This window comes from Pseudomonas paeninsulae, from assembly GCF_035621475.1.
In the GTDB taxonomy this organism is placed as follows: domain Bacteria; phylum Pseudomonadota; class Gammaproteobacteria; order Pseudomonadales; family Pseudomonadaceae; genus Aquipseudomonas; species Aquipseudomonas paeninsulae.
On record NZ_CP141799.1, the window covers coordinates 483,192 to 500,704 of the forward strand.

The window sequence follows — 17,513 nt, forward strand, 5'->3', positions numbered from 1 at the left end:
GGATTATACCGGTGCCTTCTCTGTAGTGCCAACCGTACGACGCGGGCCGAGGAAATTATGCGCGAATGTGTCGGCGGCGATGGGGCGACTGAGGATGAAGCCCTGGATCTGCTCGCAGCCTTCGGCGGCGAGAAACAGTTCCTGTTCCTTGGTTTCCACACCTTCGGCGATCACCGTGAGTTGCATGCTGCGCCCGAGCGCAATGATGGCGCGGGCTATGGCTACGTCGTGTGGGTCGTTCGGCAGGCCGCGGACGAAGGATTGGTCGATCTTCAGGGTGTCCAGTGGCAGGCGCTTGAGGTAGCTCAGCGAGGAGTAGCCGGTGCCGAAGTCGTCGATGGCCAGTTGCACGCCGAGGGCTTTGAGTTGGTGGAGGATGCTCAGGGCGTCCTCGGTCTGGTTCATGATGAAGCTTTCGGTGATTTCCAGTTGCAGCAGGCTGGGGTCGAGAGAGTTGTCGTCGAGCAGCTGCGAGATGCGTTCGAGCAGGTGCGGCTGGTGCAGTTGGGCGCCGGCCAGGTTGACCGAGAGGGGGCCGAAAGGCGCGTGGAGGAGTTGCCATTCGCGCATTTGCCAGCAGGCTTGCTGCAGCACCCAGTCGCCCAGCGGCAGAATAAGCCCGGTTTCCTCGGCCAGCGGGATAAAACGGTCGGGCGCAATTTCGCCAAATACCGGGTGGATCCAGCGTATCAGGGCTTCGGCGCCGGCCAGGCGATTGGTGCTCAGGTTGAGTTTAGGCTGGTAGTAGAGTTGCAGCTCTTGGCGCTCCAGGGCGCGGCGCAGTTCATGTTCCAGGGCCATGCGTTCGGTGGCCTGGAAGGTCAGGTCGCGGGTGTACATTTCGGCCCGGTTGCGGCCTTTGGCTTTGGAGCGGTACATGGCGGCGTCGGCGTTCTTCACCAGGGTGGCGACGTCCAGGCCGTCATCCGGGTACAGGCTGATGCCGATGCTGGCGCTGATATGGAACTGGTGGTCGTCGATGTGGAAGGGCAGGCCGAAACAGGCGAGCAGTTTGTTGGCGACCAGTTTGGCGTCCTCGCTCTGGTGCAGGCCCGGCAGCAGGATGATGAACTCGTCGCCGCCGAGTCGGGCAACGGTGTCGATGTCGCGCAGTTGTTGCTTGAGGCGGACGGCAATGCTCTTGAGCAGCTGGTCGCCGGTCGGGTGGCCAAGGCTGTCGTTGATGTGCTTGAAGCGGTCGAGGTCGAGAAACAGGACCGCTCCTTGGCGGTCGTCGGTTCGCGCATCGTCGAGTGCGGCATGCAGCCGCGTTTCAAACAGCATGCGGTTAGGCAGGCCGGTCAACGAGTCGTGGTGGGCCTGGTAGTCGAGTCGGGCTTGGGCCTGTTTGAGTGAGCTGATATCGGCGAACACGGCGACGAAGTGCGTGGTCTGTTGGTCTGCATTGCGCACGGCGTTGATGGTCAGCCATTGCGGAAAGATTTCGGCGTTTTTGCGCCTGTTCCAAATTTCCCCTTGCCAGTGCCCTTGATCTTCCAGTTGGTGCCACATGGCACTGTAAAAGGCGCTGTCGTGCTGGCCGGAGGCAAGTAGCCGGGGTGTTTGCCCGAGCGCTTCGGCTTCGCTATAGCCGGTAATTTCGCTGAAGGCGCGGTTGACCGCGACGATGCGCTGCTGGGGGTCGGTGATCATCACGCCTTCGGCGGTGCTTTCGAATACGGTGGCGGCTTGCTGGAGTTTTTCCTGCATGAGCTGGCGTTCGGTGATGTCGCGGGCGATGGTCAGCAGGCAGGCCTCGTCGCCGACCTGGATCGGTTGGGCAGACAGTTCGCACAGGCGTGTCTGACCATCGCGGGTGCGGATCGAGGCGCTCAGGTCACGCACGCTGCCGTGCAGGTCGATCTGCTCGATCATCCTGACGCGGTCTGCGGGGTTGGCCCAGACACCCAGTTCCAGGGTTGAGCGGCCGGCTGCTTGGCTGCTGCTGTAGCCGGTGATACGGCTGAAGCCTTGATTGATTTCGATCAGCTGGCCGTCGCGGACACGGCTGATCACGAGGCCGTCGGGGGAGGCGTGGAAGGCTTTGGCGAATTTTTCTTCGGAGTTCAGCAGTTGCTGTTGGGTGGCTTTGAGTTGGCTGATGTCGCGCACCACCATTACCAGCGCCGGCGTATCGGCGAGCTGGAAGGCCTGGGCGGAGATCAGGCCGGTGAAGGATTGGCCGTCACGCCGCTGAAAGGAAATTTCCAGGTTGCGTAGGCTCTCGTCTTGCAGGCGTCTGAGCAGGGTCTGGCCGATGCCGGGGTTGCCCCAGATATTCAATTCGGTGGCAGTTTTGCCGAGTGCCTCGCTGACGGGGATGCCGGTCTGCTGTTCGAAGGCGTTGTTGGCTTCCAGCAGGCAGCCGTCGGCCCTGCGCGCGATCACCAGGATGTCCGGGCATTGCTGGAAGACCGAGGCGAATTTCTGTTCGGAGAGGCGCAGGGCCTGCTCGGCCTGTTTGGCTTCGCTGATGTCGACCATCAGGCCGCGCATGATCGTCTCGTCGCCACTGCGGGCCAGGGTAACGATGTCGCGGATCCATAGCACGCGACCGTCGGCGGCATACATGCGGTAGTCGAGGCTATGGTCGCGGCCGGCGGTGCTTTCGCGTTGGCAGTAGCCGAGGGCCTGCTGTGCGTCATCCGGGTGCAGGGTGCTCAGCCAGAAGCCTGGACGTTTCCAGTCGGCCAGCGGATAGCCGAGCAGTTTTTCCGCATGTTGCGAGACGTAGGTAAAGCTGTAGTCATCCAGGCGTGCTTCCCAGGCGATGGCCGAGAGGTTTTCCACCAGGCTGCGGTAGTGCTGTTCGCTGTTGCGCAATTTTTGTTCGAGCAGACTGCGAGTGGTCATTTCGGCATGCAGGCGGCGGTTGATACGCAGTATCACGGCGATGATGGCGCACAGCGCAAGCAAAGCCGGGAGGCCATACAGCAGCAGTTCGCGCCAGATGCTGCGCCTGTCCTCTAGGTGGCCGACCCAGCGCGCCTGCAGGGCACTGATTTCGCTGCTACTGATGTCGGCGAGGAGCTTGTCGAGAATCCCGATGAGCACCGCTTGGTCGCGTGGCGCGGCCATGGAGAGCTTATAGCGATAGGGCGTTTCGCCACTGATGGTCAGGCCTTTCAGTTTGAGCTGGCGCATGCTCCAGACACTGGAGGCGAGGTCGCCGATCAAGGCATCGGCCTGGCCGGTTGCTAGTGCTTGCAGGGCCGCATTGACGGTCGGCAGCGGTAGCAGGTTGAGGTCAGGGTGCTGGCTGCGCAGCAGTTCATGGGGCGCATAATTATCGACCACGGTAATTTTAAGGCCATGGAGGTCCTTCATCGTGCGTGGTTGCGGGCCGTCATCGCGCGCCAGGATGACAATCGGGAAGTCCAGGTAAGGACGGCTGAAGGTCAGGTAAGTCTGCCGTTCAGGCGTGGCCATGACCGCGGGCAGTAAGTCCAGTTGGCCGGCCTTGGCCTGCTCCAGTACTTCGCTCCAGCTGGTGCTGTCGCTCGGTTGCAGGCTCACGCCCAGGCGTTGCTCGAGCAAGGCGATGTAGTCGGCGGCCAGGCCCTGGTAGCGGCCCTGTGGGTCGCGGAACTCGAATGGCGGCCAGGAGGCGTCGATGCCTAGGCGCAGCACGGGGTGCTCGGCAAGCCAGGCGCGCTCCTCTTCGCTGAGCGACAAGGCTGCAACCGGACTGACCCAATACACCAGACACAACAGGAGAATGGCCGGCAATCGCGGCATGGCGGCCTCGTAACAGATCGAGTGATGTGTCGAGTGTAGACGGGGCTTGGCGCGCAAGGCCAGCAGATAGCAAAACCCCCGGTTTGGGCCGGGGGTTTTGGATTACTCGTCGAGGAAGGAGCGCAGATGCTCGCTTCGCGTCGGGTGGCGCAACTTGCGCAGGGCCTTGGCCTCGATCTGACGAATTCGCTCACGCGTTACGTCGAACTGTTTACCAACCTCCTCGAGGGTGTGGTCGGTATTCATGTCGATGCCGAAGCGCATGCGCAGTACCTTGGCTTCACGTGCGGTGAGGCCGGAGAGTACTTCGCGGGTGGCTTCCTTGAGGCTTTCCACGGTTGCCACGTCGATCGGCGACTGTGTTCCGGAATCCTCGATGAAATCACCCAGGTGCGAGTCTTCGTCGTCGCCGATCGGGGTTTCCATGGAGATCGGCTCTTTGGCGATCTTCAATACCTTGCGGATTTTGTCCTCAGGCATTTCCATACGTTCACCCAGCTCTTCCGGGGTCGGTTCGCGACCCATTTCCTGCAGCATTTGCCGCGAGATACGGTTGAGCTTGTTGATCGTCTCGATCATGTGCACCGGAATACGGATGGTGCGGGCCTGGTCGGCAATCGAGCGAGTGATCGCCTGACGGATCCACCAGGTGGCATAGGTCGAGAACTTGTAGCCGCGACGGTATTCGAACTTGTCCACCGCTTTCATCAAGCCGATGTTGCCTTCCTGGATCAGATCGAGGAATTGCAGGCCGCGGTTGGTGTACTTCTTGGCAATCGAGATCACCAGGCGCAAGTTCGCCTCAACCATCTCTTTCTTCGCGCGACGAGCCTTGGCTTCGCCGATCGACATGCGACGGTTGATGTCCTTGATCTCGGCCAGAGTCAGGTCGCACTCGGCTTGCAGGGCAACCAGCTTCTGCTGGCAGCGCTGGATGTCGACTTGCAGGCCGCCGATGGCCTCGGCGTACTTTGCTTTGCCCTTGGCCAGTTGCTCGGACCAGGTTGCATCAATTTCATTGCCTGGGAACAGGCGCAGGAAGTCAGCGCGGGGCATGCGTGCATCACGTACGCAGAGTTGCATGATGGCGCGTTCTTGAGCGCGCAGGCGCTCCAAGGCGCCACGCACACGAACCACCAGTGCTTCATACTGCTTGGGCACCAGCTTGATCGGCATGAACAGCTGAGCCAGGGCTTTCAGCTCGGCAATGCCTTGCTTGCTGCCGCGACCATGCTTCTTCAGCGTCTTCTTGGCGATCTCCAGTTGCTCGGAGATCGCGGTGAAGCGGCGCAGGGCCTCTTCCGGATCCGGGCCGCCGTCGCCTTCTTCTTCCTCTTCGGTGTCGTCCTCTGCCTCTTCCTTGTCGTCACCGGCGTCGGCGGCAGTGCCGTCTTTGACCGGTACAGGCGCGGCAGGGGCTGCAACAGGAACAGTGCCGTCATCCGGGTCGATATAGCCGTTGAAGACTTCGACCAGGCGGCCACCGTCGGTGGTAACGCGAGTGTATTCGGCGAGGATGCTGTCGACGGTGTTCGGGAAGTGGGCAATAGCACCCATGACTTCTCGGATACCTTCTTCGATACGCTTGGCGATTTCGATTTCGCCTTCACGTGTCAGCAGTTCCACGGTGCCCATTTCACGCATGTACATGCGCACCGGGTCGGTGGTACGGCCAATATCGGTCTCCACCGCTGCCAGCGCGGCAGCAGCTTCTTCAGCGGCGGCCTCGTCGGTATCGGAGTCGGCCAACATAAGGGCGTCCGCATCCGGAGCACTCTCGTGTACAGGGATCCCCATGTCGTTGATCATGCGAATGATGTCTTCCACCTGCTCCGGATCTGAAATATCTTCCGGCAGGTGGTCGTTGACCTCTGCGTAAGTCAGATACTTCTGCTCACGACCCAGGGTGATCAACTCTTTGATACGGGACTGTTGTTGCGTTTTTCCGGACATAACACCCTATCCACTGAAGGTCTTGGCGGGCTAAAAACAAGCCGCGGATTATACCCGAATAAGACCCCTATGCGCCAGTTGGGCTCGGGATTACCGGTGATGCATTACGGCTCAGCAGGTTGCGCAGCTGGTTTTTTTCCTCTGCACTCAACTCACTTTGACGGGCTTTGTTGATCAAATGTTCCAGGCTGCGCTCGCGTTGGCGGGCTACAAGACTAGTTATAGTGTCGAAAAACTGTTGTTCAAGGTTGTCGGCCGAAATCAGCCACTCCTTTTCCGCCAGGGCCCGCAATAGGCGGCCCTGATCGGTACCGTGCCAGCGCGCGATCAGTTGCAGTGCGCGCAGTTTCGGGTTCTTTTGCAGGGCGCCGAGCAGGGCAACCAGCAATTGTGCGTAGGTGTCATCTTCGGCGGCGAAGTGGCTGACGTCTTCGACGTTCTGCGCCAATTCCGGGTGATGCAGCAGCGTGCGTAAAGCGCTCAGGTGCGGCGATTCGACGCTTACGGCTGTGCGTGGTGCGCGTGGCGTGGCGTCGTCGCGACCCTTTTTACTCCACTTTCCACCTTCTTTCTTCCAGTTGCTCTTGCCCTTGCTGTGCTCGAAGCCCGCCGTTGGGTTGGGGTTTTCGTATTCATTGTGGCTGGGGGCGACATCATAGTAGGCGCTATCGGGGATTTCGCCATGCTCCGGATAGTAGTCGCCGGGCGTCGCATGGCTGGTGTGCGATTGGGCGCTGCTTTTGCCGGTTGGTGCCATCTGGCTCAGGGTTTCACCGCTGAGTCCGGTGATTTCGGTCAGGCGCTGGCGCATCAGGGTGCGCAGGTTGTTGCCGGGAATTTTGTCGATCAGTGGGGCGGCCAGGGTCACCAGATGGGCTTTGCCTTCGAGTGAGCGCGGGTCGGCCTCTTCGCTGAGTTGCTGGAAGAAGTAGTCGGCCAGCGGTTGCGCCTGTTGGTTGATGCGGGCGCGGAAGGCGTCGGTGCCTTCGCTGCGCACCAGGGTGTCCGGGTCTTCGCCGTCGGGCAGAAACAGGAAGCGCGCGCGCCGGCCATCCTGCAGGCTCGGCAGGGTCGCTTCCAGGGCGCGCCAGGCGGCATTGCGTCCGGCGGCATCGCCGTCGAAGCAGAACAGTACGCTGGGCACGACGCGGAACAGGCGCTTGAGGTGTTCTTCGCTGGTGGCGGTGCCGAGGGTGGCGACGGCGTTGCGCAGGCCTTGCTGGGCTAGGGCGATGACGTCCATGTAGCCCTCGACCACCATGATTTCGTCGAGGTCGCGGTTGCTTTTGCGTGCCTCGAACAGGCCGTAGAGTTCCTGGCCCTTGTGGAATACCGGGGTTTCCGGGGAGTTCAGATACTTGGGTTTGTCGTCGCCGAGTACCCGGCCGCCGAAGGCGATCACCCGGCCGCGGCTGTCGCGGATGGGGAAGATCACTCGGTCGCGGAAGCGGTCGTAGCGCTTAACTTTTTCCGGGTTGTCGGCGTTTTCAACCAGCAGGCCGGCATCGATCATGGCCTTCTGCTGCAGGCCGTCACTGGCCAGGTGCTTGAACAGGTTGTCCCAGCCTGGTGGGGCGAAGCCCAGGCCGAAATCGCGGGCGATCTCGCCGGACAGGCCGCGACCCTTGAGGTACTCCACGGCGGCCTTGCGCTGTGGATGGCTCTTCAGGGCTTGGCGGTAGTACTCGGCTGCGGCGGTCAGCAGTGGGTATAGCGGTGAGTCGGTGGGTTGGCGCGGTTTGCTGTCGCGGCCGTTTTCTTCGCGCGGCACGTCCATGCCGGCGCGCTTGGCCATATCCTCGACCGCCTGGGGGAAGTCCAGTTGGTCGTGGTCCATGATGAAGCCCAGGGCGTTGCCGCCCGCGCCGCAGCCGAAGCAGTAATAAAACTGTTTGTCCGGGCTGACGCTGAATGAGGGGGTTTTTTCTTTATGGAAGGGACAGCAGGCGGTGTAGTTCTTGCCAGCCTTTTTCAGCTGGATGCGCGAGGCGACCACGTCGACAATATCGGTGCGGTTGAGCAGATCATCGATAAAAGACTGTGGAATCAGGCCGGCCATAGGCGCTCAGGATTCTGCCGTGCGAGGCGGCTGGACAATATTGCGGAAACTAAAAGACCCCGCGCCACCCGTAGGTGGTGCGGAGTCCAAAAGCGAAGCCCGGCCGAGGCCGGGCATTCAGGCGTTGCGCTTGTACGTATTAGTACAGGCGAACGCTGCGGCGCTGTTCGCGCTGTACTTTCTTGGCGTGACGCTTAACAGCGGCTGCTGCTTTGCGCTTGCGCTCGGAAGTCGGTTTTTCATAAAATTCACGGCTGCGAATTTCGGCCAGAACACCGGCTTTTTCGCAAGAGCGCTTGAAACGACGCAGAGCTACGTCGAAGGGTTCGTTCTCTTTAAGTTTGACGGCTGGCATCCAGGGCGTACCTTCTTTATTACCGGGGGGTGTCGTACTCCTGGCAAATGGCGCTGGAGAACGTACGTTTTTAAGGGTTGCGGATGTTACCGCCTCATCGCCAGGAATGCAAAGCCTCTGATCGAAAAGGACTGGTCTGAGTCCGCCAGCGCCGATTATCATGCGCGCCTTCTGGCGTTCAGCCTCTCCATATCAAGGCGTTGCCCATGCTGGTACTGGGATTGGAAACTTCATGCGATGAGACAGGTGTCGCACTCTATCACAGCGAGCGTGGCCTGCTGGCCGATGCCTTGTTCAGTCAGATCGAGCAGCACCGCATCTACGGTGGGGTGGTGCCCGAGCTGGCCTCGCGCGATCATGTCAAGCGCATGCTGCCGTTGATCCGCGAGGTATTGGCCGAGGCCGAGTGCACACCGAGCGATATCGAGGCCGTTGCCTATACCGCAGGCCCGGGCTTGGTTGGGGCGCTGTTGGTGGGCGCTTCCTGCGCCCAGGCGCTGGCATTCGCCTGGGGCATTCCTGCGCTTGGCGTGCACCATATGGAGGGCCACTTGCTGGCGCCGATGCTGGAAGAAAACCCACCAGCTTTTCCGTTCGTCGCTTTGTTGGTCTCCGGTGGTCATACCCAGTTGGTGAGGGTTGATGGCATCGGTCGTTATCAGCTGCTCGGCGAGTCCCTCGACGATGCCGCCGGCGAAGCCTTCGACAAGACCGCCAAGATGATGGGCCTGCAATATCCGGGCGGACCGGAAATCGCGCGACTGGCCGAGCAGGGCACACCGGGGCGGTTTACCTTCCCGCGGCCGATGACCGACCGGCCGGGACTGGATTTCAGTTTCAGTGGCTTGAAGACCTTTACCCTGAATACCTGGCAACAGTGCCGCGCTGCCGGCGATGACGGCGAGCAGACCCGCTGTGACGTCGCCCTGGCGTTCCAGCAGGCGGTGGTCGATACCCTGACCATCAAGTGCCGCCGGGCGCTCAAGCAGACCGGGCTCAGCTCTCTGGTGATCGCTGGCGGCGTCAGCGCGAACAAGGCGCTGCGTCTGGGGTTGGAAAAAATGCTGACCGAGTTCAAAGGGCAGGTGTTCTACGCCCGTCCGGCGTTCTGCACCGACAACGGTGCGATGATCGCCTATGCCGGTTGCCAGCGCCTCAAGGCCGGGCAGCATGAGGAGCTGAATATCAAGGTGCAGGCGCGTTGGCCGATGGAGGCGTTGCCGGCGCTCTAGCAGCGAACGGCATAGAGCAAGCTCCAGTCGGTCTGCCGCTTGTCTTGCGGAGGCTTGCTAGAAATGCCGTTCTCGGCCGTCGAACAGATCACGTAGATTGCTACGGTGTCGCCAGATGATCAGGCCGGTCACTGCGCTCATCGGCAGCAATCCTTCGGGTTGTTGCCAGGCCAGCAATGGCAGGCTCAGCGGGATGGCGATCAGCGCGGCCAGTGAGCTGGTGCGGGTCAGGTTGAAACTCAGTAGCCAGGCGCAGATGGCCAGCAGTGCAGCCGGTGGGTACAGCCCCAGCAGCATGCCGGCGGCCGTGGCGACGCCTTTACCGCCTTGGAAGCGAAAGTACAGCGGGTAAAGATGGCCGATCACGGCTGCGAGGCCCAGCCAGGCTTGCTGTTGCAGGCTCAAGCCAAGCAGGGCGCCGGCCAGGACTGGGAGCAAGCCTTTGAGCAGGTCGCCGAGCAGGGTCAAGGTGGCCAGGCGTTTGCCGGCGACCCGCAGCATATTGGTGGCGCCGGGGTTGCCGGAGCCATTGGCGCGCGGATCCGGCCCACCCGCCTTGCGGCTGAGTAGAATGGCGAAGGACAGCGAGCCGAGCAGGTAGGCGAGGATCGCCAGTAGCCAAAACATGGTAGCCATTCCATGGTGAAGGAATGGCTGGATTCTAGCAGGCGGTTGAAAAAGGTAGCGAGCGCCGGCGATGGCTCGAGTACGCTACCTCGATGGCGTGGACGGCTAGCCCGGCAAGACAAAAGCGTGGCGTACGAGTCGCAAATGAGCATTTAAACCTGATTTCAACGCCGTATAGTCGTGCACAGTAGTTGTTCCTCGGTCAGCCAGCGATATGGTGCGGCTTTGGCGTGTTGTGGTTTTTCGAGTTGTGGAGAGCGTGCTTGGACACAGTTTTTATTGAGGGCCTGGAAGTCGATACGGTAATCGGCGCCTACGACTGGGAACGGAACATTCGCCAGTGCTTGCGTCTGGATCTGTGCCTGGGTTGGGACAACCGTCCGGCAGCGGCTGGTGATGACCTGAGCAAGGCGCTCGACTACGCGGCGGTGTCGGCGTGTGTCCAGGCCTTCGCCAGCGAAGCGCAGTTCATTCTGGTGGAAACCTTTGCCGAGCGGCTGGCCGAGGTGTTGCTGAGCGAGTTCCAGATTCCCTGGCTGCGCCTCAGGTTGACCAAGCCCGGTGCAGTACCGGCAGCGATTGGCGGTGTTGGCGTGGAGATCGAGCGCGGATGTCGCTAACTCCGGTTGTGCTTGGTCTGGGCAGCAATATCGAGCGTGAGGCGCATTTGCAGGCCGGGCTCGATGCGCTGGCGGCTATGCTGCGCGACATGCGCTGTTCGCCGGTGTTCGAAAGCCAGGCGGTGGGCATCAAGAGTGGGCCCTTCTTCAACCTGGTGGTGGCCGGCTATAGCGAGCTGCCGTTGGGTGAGTTGGATCGCCGGCTGAAATTCATCGAGGCGGACAACGGTCGTTATGCGCCCGAGCGTAAGGGCCTGCCGCTGGATATCGATGTGCTGCTGTATGGCGATCAAGTCGGTAATTTCGACGGACTGGTGCTGCCGCGTGCGGAAATCCTGAAAAATGCCTTTGTACTCTGGCCGTTGGCGCTACTGGTGCCGGATAGCCTGCACCCGGCGGAACAGCGCAGTTTTGCCGCGCTGTGGCAGGCGGCGCAGATCGAGCAGCAGCTCCATCCTGTGGCATTCCAGTGGCGCGGGGCCGAGCTTACTCCAGTCGAACTGCGCCAAACCTTCCCAGCGCACGCCTAGACCGCGCGGCGCGCGCCATCGACGTTAGGCCGTAGGGGTTGGCTTATGGCTGTGCCTTGTAGGCCTTGAGCGCCTTGAGGCGCTCAAGGCGCAGTGCCTCGCCCAGTTCGGGGCCTTGCAAGCCCTGCTCCAGCAGCGGCTGTACCGCCACGGTGCGAGCCGCCTGCATGGCTCCGCGCAGGTAGTCGGCCTGCGGGTAGTCGCGTTGCTCCAGGCCGTCCCGGCCCCGGGCATCCATTTCGCAGGCCGCGATGAACGCCTCGAAGCGCTGCGGGCGGCGAAACACATCGAAGTGCTGCAGTAGCTCCAGCAGGGTCGAGGCTTTCAGCTCGAGGGCACGGTGGCCGTGCGTGTGGTACTCACCGACCAGCAGGGCCAGTTCCTGACAGTCTTTCGGCGCCTTGCTGCGCTGGTTGATCGCACGGATCAGCTTCAGTCCGCGCCGTTCGTGGGCGATATGCCGGGGCCAGTCGGCCTTCGGCGTCAGGCCTTTGCCGACATCGTGTAGCAGGCAGGCCCAGCGCACCGTCAGCGGCTGCTGGTATTCGGCGCACTGGCGCAACACGCTGAGTACATGCGCGCCGGTATCGATTTCCGGGTGATGAGCGGGCGGTTGTGGCACGCCGAACAGTGCGTCGACTTCCGGCAGCAACGCCTTGAGTGCGCTGCAGTCACGCAGTACCCGGATAAATACATCGGGGCGAGGCTCGAGCAGGGCGCGGGAGATTTCCTTCCAGCTGCGTTCGGCTGTTAGCGCCGAAAGTTCGCCGGAGTCGCTCAGCTGCTGCATCAGCGCCAGGGTCTCGGGGGCCACGCGAAAACCCAGTGGCGCATAGCGCGCGGCGAAGCGGGCGACTCGCAGGACGCGCAGCGGATCTTCGGAAAAGGCCGGGGAGACATGCCGTAGCAGCTTGGCTGCGAGGTCGCGTTGGCCGCCGTAGGGGTCGATCAAGCGGCCCTGCGCGTCCTCGGCGATGGCGTTGACGGTGAGGTCGCGGCGGATCAGGTCTTCTTCCAGGGTGACGTCCGGGCTGGCGTAGAAGGTGAAGCCGCCATAGCCGCGCCCGCTCTTGCGCTCGGTGCGTGCCAGGGCGTACTCCTCGCCGGTTTGCGGATGCAGGAACACCGGGAAGTCTGCCCCCACCGGGCGATAGCCCTGTTCCAGCATCTGTTCGGCGCTGGCGCCGACCACCACCCAGTCGACCTCGGTGACTTCGCGGCCGAGCAGGCGCTCACGCACTGCACCGCCGACTTTGTAGATCTGCATAGCTATTCCTCCGCTGAGTGCAGAGGATAACGGCTGGCACGGGCGGGCGGCCAGGAAGTTGCTGGATAAGCACCTCGCGCGGGTTTCACTCCGCAAAATCTGGTAGGGCGATGGTGCTGGATGGTGCTCGGGCAGACGACCCGGAAGGGACCGGGTCGAAGTCGCCGATCAAATCGGCGGAATGATCAGGTCGAGTCGGGGGTAGTCGCTGTCGTGATCGCTGTCACCCTTGGGCGGCACGTGCTGGGTGTTGATCAATTTGTCGCCTTGCAGGGTCTCCAGGTGAATGTCGAAGCCCCACAGGCGATGCAGGTGCTTGAGCACTTCGTCGGTGGAGTTGCCCAGGGGTTTGCGGTCGTGCTGCTGGTGACGCAGGCTCAGTGAGCGGTCGCCGCGGCGGTCAATGCTCCATATCTGGATGTTAGGCTCGCGATTGCCCAGGTTGTACTGGGCGGCCAGGGTTTCGCGGATGTTTTGGTAACCCGGTTCGTCATGGATGGCCGGGACCAGCAATTCATCTTTCTGATCGTCATCGAGAATGCTGAACAGCTTGAGGTCGCGAATCACCTTGGGCGACAGGTATTGCAGGATGAAACTCTCATCCTTGAAGCTGCTCATGGCGAATTTGAGGGTCGTCAGCCAGTCGCTGCCGGCGATATCGGGGAACCAGTGCTTGTCTTCTTCGGTGGGCTCTTCGCAGATCCGGCGGATGTCGCGGTACATGGCGAAGCCGAGGGTGTAGGGGTTGATGCCGCTGTAGTGGGGGCTGTCGAAGGGCGGCTGGTAAATCACGCTGGTGTGCGACTGGAGGAACTCGATCATGAAGCCGTCGGTGACCAGGCCCTCGTCATACAGATCGTTCATCAGGGTGTAATGCCAGAAACAGGCCCAGCCTTCGTTCATCACCTGGGTCTGGCGCTGCGGATAGAAGTACTGGGCGATCTTGCGCACGATGCGGATCACTTCACGCTGCCAGGGTTCGAGCAGGGGCGCATGTTTCTCCAGGAAGTACAGGATGTTTTCCTGGGGCTCCGAGGGGAAGCGCTTGTTGTCTTGCTCATCGCGCTTGCCGCTGCCCTTGGGAATGGTGCGCCAGAGGTCGTTGATCTGTTTCTGCAGATGCTCTTCGCGCTCCTTCTGCCGGCGCCGCTCCTCCTCGGCGGAGATCGGGTAGGGGCGCTTGTAGCGGTCGACTCCGTAATTCATCAGGGCATGGCAGGAGTCGAGCAGGTCTTCCACCGCATCGATGCCATGGCGTTCCTCGCACTGCATGATGTACTGCTTGGCGAAGACCAGGTAGTCGACGATCGAGCTGGCGTCGGTCCAGGTGCGGAACAGGTAGTTGCCCTTGAAGAAACTGTTGTGGCCATAGCAGGCGTGGGCAATCACCAGTGCCTGCATGCACATGGTGTTCTCTTCCATCAGGTAGGCGATGCAAGGGTCGGAGTTGATCACGATCTCGTAGGCCAGGCCCATCTGTCCGCGTTTGTAATTCTTCTCGGTGCTAAGGAAATGTTTGCCATATGACCAGTGGTGATAACCCAGCGGCATGCCCACCGAGGCGTAGGCGTCCATCATCTGTTCGGCAGTGATCACTTCGATCTGGTTGGGGTAGGTGTCCAGCGCATAGCGTTCGGCAATCCGACTGATTTCGCGGTCGTAGGCACGCACCAGCTCGAAGGTCCACTCCGAGCTGGTGGAGATCGGCTGGCGTTTCTTCATGTGTACGCTGTTGTCATGCGCTGTCATGTCACAAGCCTCCGCTGGAACAGTTCGCGGAACACGGGGTAGATATCGCCTGACGACACCAGTTGCTGCTGGGCAAAGGTGTCGTCAAAGGCTTCGCTGACCTGCTCGTACTCGAACCACAGCGCTTGGTGCTCACGCGGGGTGATCTCGACGTAGGTGAAGTACTGCACGAACGGCATGATCTGTTTGATCAATATATCCCGGCAGATCGGTGAATCGTCGTTCCAGTTGTCGCCATCCGACGCCTGGGCGCCATAGATATTCCACTCGTTGGTGGGGTAACGCTCGGCCATGACCTCCTGCATCAGTTTGAGCGCACTGGAGACGATGGTGCCGCCGGTTTCGCGGGAGTAGAAAAATTCTTCCTCGTCCACCTCTTTGGCGCTGGTGTGGTGGCGGATGAACACCACGTCGATCTTGTCGTAGTTACGCTTGAGAAACAGGTACAGCAGGATGAAGAAGCGTTTAGCGATATCCTTAGTGGCCTGGGTCATGGAGCCGGAGACGTCCATCAGGCAGAACATCACCGCTTTCGAGCTGGGGTTGGGCTGCTTGACCAGCAGGTTGTACTTGAGGTCGAAAGTGTCGAGGAAGGGCACGCGTTTTATCCGGGCCTGGATTTTGCCGATTTCTGCTTCAAGATCCTGAATGTCGCCGAAGTTGTCCGGCTCTTCGCGCTTCAGACGCTCCAGTTCGATCTGTGCCTCTTTCAGCTTGGAGCGGCTGCTGCCGGATAGCGCGATGCGCCTGGCATGGGCCGAGCGCAGGGTGCGCACTATGTTGATCCGCGATGGATTACCTTCGTTGCTGATGCCCGCGCGCACGGTCTTGAAGGTGTCGCTACCGCTCAGGTGGCGTTTCACCAGGTTGGGCAGTTCGAGGTCCTCGAACATGAAATCGAGAAACTCTTCCTGGGTGATCTGGAAGACAAATTCATCCATGCCTTCGCCGGTATTGCTGGCCTTGCCCGCTCCTCGGCCGCCACCGCCGCCAGGCGGACGGGGGATGTGTTCGCCAGCGATGAATTCCTTGTTGCCCGGATGCACGACGGTCTGCTTGCCGCCGCGGCCATGGTGAAACATCGGCTCGTCGATATCGCGACCGGGAATGCTGATCTGTTCGCCATGCTCCATGTCGGTAATGGAGCGACGGCTCACCGCCTCTTCGACGGCTTTCTTGATGTGGTCACGGTAACGCCGCAAGAACCGCTGGCGGTTAACCGTGCTCTTGTTCTTGCCGTTCAGACGTCGGTCGATCACTTGGCTCATAGGGCCCCTCCGAGGAGCTGCAAGCGACGCGCCACAAGCTGCAAGTGCGACCCCGCCTGCGGTCGCTTTGGTTGGCAGCTCGAAGCGTGCTGCTTATGGCTGCCTTACTGCGATTTACGAACCCGCAGATACCACTCGGACAGCAGGCGTACCTGCTTGTCGGTGTAGCCGCGCTCGACCATGCGAGTGACGAAGTCGTTGTGTTTCTGTTGATCCTCCTTGCTCGCTTTGGCATTGAAGCTGATGACGGGTAGCAGGTCCTCGGTATTGGAGAACATTTTCTTCTCGATCACTACGCGCAGCTTTTCGTAGCTGAGCCAGGTCGGGTTCTTGCCGTTGTTGTTGGCCCGGGCGCGCAAGACGAAGTTGACGATCTCGTTGCGGAAATCCTTCGGATTGCTAATGCCAGCCGGTTTCTCGATTTTCTCCAGTTCCTCGTTGAGCGCGACGCGGTTGAGGATCTCGCCGGTTTCCGGATCGCGGTATTCCTGGTCCTGAATCCAGAAGTCGGCGTACAGCACGTAACGGTCGAAGATGTTCTGCCCGTATTCGCTGTAGGACTCGAGGTAGGCGGTCTGGATTTCCTTGCCGATGAATTCGATATAGCGCGGCGCCAGATACTCCTTGATAAAGCGCAGGTAGCGCTCGCGGGTTTCGGCGGGGAACTGCTCCTGTTCGATCTGCTGCTCTAGCACATAGAGCAGGTGCACCGGGTTGGCGGCGATCTCGTGGGGGTCGAAGTTGAACACCTTGGACAGGATCTTGAAGGCGAAGCGGGTCGACAGGCCGTTCATGCCCTCGTCGACCCCGGCAGTGTCGCGGTACTCCTGGATCGACTTGGCCTTGGGGTCGGTGTCCTTGAGGTTCTCGCCGTCATAGACGCGCATCTTCGAGTAGATATTCGAGTTCTCCGGCTCTTTCAGGCGGCTCAGCACCGAGAACTGGGCGAGCATCTTCAGGGTGTCCGGTGCGCAGTGGGCCTTGGCCAGGGAGCTGTTGAACAGCAACTTGTCGTAGATCTTGATTTCGTCGATGACGCGCAGGCAGTAGGGCACCTTGACGATGTAGATGCGGTCGATGAACGCCTCGTTGTTCTTGTTGTTGCGGAAATTGTGCCATTCCGACTCGTTGGAGTGGGCCAGCAGGATGCCGCTGTAGGGGATCGACCCCAGCCCCTCGGTGCTGTTGTAGTTGCCTTCCTGGGTGGCGGTGAGCAGTGGGTGCAGCACCTTGATCGGCGCCTTGAACATCTCGACGAATTCCATCAGGCCTTGGTTGGCCCGGCACAGAGCGCCGGAATAGCTGTAGGCGTCGGCGTCGTTCTGCGGGAACTCCTCGAGCTTGCGGATATCCACCTTGCCGACCAGGGCGGAGATGTCCTGGTTGTTCTCGTCGCCCGGTTCGGTCTTGGCGATGGCGATCTGATTGAGGATCGAAGGGTACAGCTTGACCACGCGGAACTGGCTGATGTCACCACCGAATTCGGTCAGGCGCTTGGTTGCCCAGGGCGACATGATGCTGTTCAGGTAGCGCTGCGGAATGCCGTATTCCTCCTCGAGGATGGCGCCGTCCTCATCAACGTTGAACAGTCCGAGTGGTGATTCGAACACCGGTGAGCCCTTGATCGCATAGAAGGGCACTTTTTCCATCAGGTGCTTGAGTTTTTCTGCCAGCGACGACTTGCCGCCGCCAACCGGGCCGAGCAGGTAGAGGATCTGCTTCTTCTCTTCCAGGCCCTGAGCAGCATGGCGGAAGTAGGAAACGATCTGGTCGATGCATTCTTCCATGCCATGGAAGTCGGCGAAGGTCGGGTAACGGCGGATCACCTTGTTGGAGAAGATCCGCGACAGCCGCGAGTTGCTTGAGGTATCGAGCAACTCAGGCTCGCCAATCGCCAGCAGCAGACGCTCTGCTGCCGTGGCGTAGGCACTGCGGTCCTGTTTGCACAGTTCGAGGTATTCCTGCAGGGAGTATTCTTCCTGCCGGGTCGCCTCGAAACGTTGCTGGAAGTGGCTGAATATGCTCATAACTTCACCTCGCTCGATGCTTAGAGCCGCCGTGGCATCGGTCGTGCGGGTGCTGGCGATCGGCTGATGCATCAGCCGAGAAGAGTCC

General features: G+C 60.9%; 12 protein-coding genes. 3 read left to right on the top strand and 9 right to left on the bottom strand.

Going from position 1 to position 17,513, the window contains the following annotated elements:
- Nucleotides 1-3: 3 nt before the first annotated feature.
- The 4 genes from VCJ09_RS02095 to rpsU all read right to left on the bottom strand — a co-directional run bounded on the left by VCJ09_RS02095 (nucleotide 4) and on the right by rpsU (nucleotide 8,105).
- Nucleotides 4-3,738: an EAL domain-containing protein gene (locus VCJ09_RS02095; RefSeq protein WP_324732962.1), complete on the bottom strand. Its 3,735-nt coding sequence runs from the start codon at nucleotides 3,736-3,738 to the stop codon at nucleotides 4-6.
- 102 nt (nucleotides 3,739-3,840) lie between these two features.
- On the bottom strand, nucleotides 3,841-5,691 hold the full coding sequence (rpoD, locus tag VCJ09_RS02100) for an RNA polymerase sigma factor RpoD (protein WP_079204460.1): 1,851 nt from the start codon (nucleotides 5,689-5,691) through the stop codon (nucleotides 3,841-3,843).
- Between the two features lie 67 nt (nucleotides 5,692-5,758).
- A complete protein-coding gene (gene dnaG / locus VCJ09_RS02105; RefSeq protein ID WP_079204461.1) occupies nucleotides 5,759-7,750 on the bottom strand; it encodes a DNA primase in 1,992 nt (663 codons plus the stop codon).
- Between the two features lie 139 nt (nucleotides 7,751-7,889).
- Nucleotides 7,890-8,105: a 30S ribosomal protein S21 gene (gene rpsU / locus VCJ09_RS02110; RefSeq protein ID WP_079204462.1), complete on the bottom strand. Its 216-nt coding sequence runs from the start codon at nucleotides 8,103-8,105 to the stop codon at nucleotides 7,890-7,892.
- A gap of 206 nt (nucleotides 8,106-8,311) precedes the next feature.
- On the opposite strand from rpsU, the gene tsaD reads away from it, so the two are divergent.
- Nucleotides 8,312-9,337 carry a tRNA (adenosine(37)-N6)-threonylcarbamoyltransferase complex transferase subunit TsaD gene (tsaD, locus tag VCJ09_RS02115; RefSeq protein ID WP_079204463.1) on the top strand — a complete coding sequence of 342 codons (1,026 nt, stop codon included), beginning with the start codon at nucleotides 8,312-8,314 and terminating at the stop codon, nucleotides 9,335-9,337.
- A gap of 57 nt (nucleotides 9,338-9,394) precedes the next feature.
- On the opposite strand, the gene plsY is transcribed toward tsaD, so the two are convergent.
- A complete protein-coding gene (gene plsY / locus VCJ09_RS02120) occupies nucleotides 9,395-9,964 on the bottom strand; it encodes a glycerol-3-phosphate 1-O-acyltransferase PlsY (RefSeq protein WP_324732963.1) in 570 nt (189 codons plus the stop codon).
- A gap of 263 nt (nucleotides 9,965-10,227) precedes the next feature.
- Here plsY and folB point away from each other — a divergent pair, with 263 nt between their 5' ends.
- Both folB and folK read left to right on the top strand, forming a co-directional pair.
- On the top strand, nucleotides 10,228-10,584 hold the full coding sequence (folB, locus tag VCJ09_RS02125; protein WP_324732964.1) for a dihydroneopterin aldolase: 357 nt from the start codon (nucleotides 10,228-10,230) through the stop codon (nucleotides 10,582-10,584).
- The gene (gene folK / locus VCJ09_RS02130) at nucleotides 10,575-11,114 is read left to right on the top strand and encodes a 2-amino-4-hydroxy-6-hydroxymethyldihydropteridine diphosphokinase (RefSeq protein WP_324732965.1); all 540 of its coding nucleotides are present in this window, start codon (nucleotides 10,575-10,577) and stop codon (nucleotides 11,112-11,114) included. Before folB ends, folK begins: the two co-directional genes overlap by 10 nt.
- A gap of 43 nt (nucleotides 11,115-11,157) precedes the next feature.
- On the opposite strand, the gene VCJ09_RS02135 is transcribed toward folK, so the two are convergent.
- The 4 genes from VCJ09_RS02135 to VCJ09_RS02150 all read right to left on the bottom strand — a co-directional run bounded on the left by VCJ09_RS02135 (nucleotide 11,158) and on the right by VCJ09_RS02150 (nucleotide 17,425).
- On the bottom strand, nucleotides 11,158-12,381 hold the full coding sequence (locus VCJ09_RS02135) for a multifunctional CCA addition/repair protein (protein ID WP_324732966.1): 1,224 nt from the start codon (nucleotides 12,379-12,381) through the stop codon (nucleotides 11,158-11,160).
- Between the two features lie 168 nt (nucleotides 12,382-12,549).
- Entirely contained in the window at nucleotides 12,550-14,103 is a 1,554-nt protein-coding gene (locus tag VCJ09_RS02140; protein WP_177345295.1) for a SpoVR family protein, read from the bottom strand.
- Nucleotides 14,104-14,126: 23 nt separating this feature from the next.
- Nucleotides 14,127-15,398 carry a YeaH/YhbH family protein gene (locus VCJ09_RS02145; RefSeq protein WP_324732967.1) on the bottom strand — a complete coding sequence of 424 codons (1,272 nt, stop codon included), beginning with the start codon at nucleotides 15,396-15,398 and terminating at the stop codon, nucleotides 14,127-14,129.
- A 104-nt stretch (nucleotides 15,399-15,502) separates the two neighbouring features.
- Nucleotides 15,503-17,425, bottom strand: coding sequence for a PrkA family serine protein kinase (locus tag VCJ09_RS02150; RefSeq protein ID WP_079205059.1), 1,923 nt, complete (start codon nucleotides 17,423-17,425; stop codon nucleotides 15,503-15,505).
- Nucleotides 17,426-17,513 lie beyond the last annotated feature (88 nt).

Excerpts from the sequence above, each read along its gene's own strand:
- VCJ09_RS02095 (WP_324732962.1), bottom strand. The coding sequence starts at position 3,738 with ATGCCGCGATTGCCGGCCATTCTCCTGTTGTGTCTGGTGTATTGGGTC.
- rpoD (WP_079204460.1), bottom strand. The coding sequence starts at position 5,691 with ATGTCCGGAAAAACGCAACAACAGTCCCGTATCAAAGAGTTGATCACC.
- dnaG (WP_079204461.1), bottom strand. The coding sequence starts at position 7,750 with ATGGCCGGCCTGATTCCACAGTCTTTTATCGATGATCTGCTCAACCGC.
- rpsU (WP_079204462.1), bottom strand. The coding sequence starts at position 8,105 with ATGCCAGCCGTCAAACTTAAAGAGAACGAACCCTTCGACGTAGCTCTG.
- tsaD (WP_079204463.1), top strand. The coding sequence starts at position 8,312 with ATGCTGGTACTGGGATTGGAAACTTCATGCGATGAGACAGGTGTCGCA.
- plsY (WP_324732963.1), bottom strand. The coding sequence starts at position 9,964 with ATGTTTTGGCTACTGGCGATCCTCGCCTACCTGCTCGGCTCGCTGTCC.
- folK (WP_324732965.1), top strand. The coding sequence starts at position 10,575 with ATGTCGCTAACTCCGGTTGTGCTTGGTCTGGGCAGCAATATCGAGCGT.
- VCJ09_RS02135 (WP_324732966.1), bottom strand. The coding sequence starts at position 12,381 with ATGCAGATCTACAAAGTCGGCGGTGCAGTGCGTGAGCGCCTGCTCGGC.
- VCJ09_RS02140 (WP_177345295.1), bottom strand. The coding sequence starts at position 14,103 with ATGAAGAAACGCCAGCCGATCTCCACCAGCTCGGAGTGGACCTTCGAG.
- VCJ09_RS02145 (WP_324732967.1), bottom strand. The coding sequence starts at position 15,398 with ATGAGCCAAGTGATCGACCGACGTCTGAACGGCAAGAACAAGAGCACG.
- VCJ09_RS02150 (WP_079205059.1), bottom strand. The coding sequence starts at position 17,425 with ATGAGCATATTCAGCCACTTCCAGCAACGTTTCGAGGCGACCCGGCAG.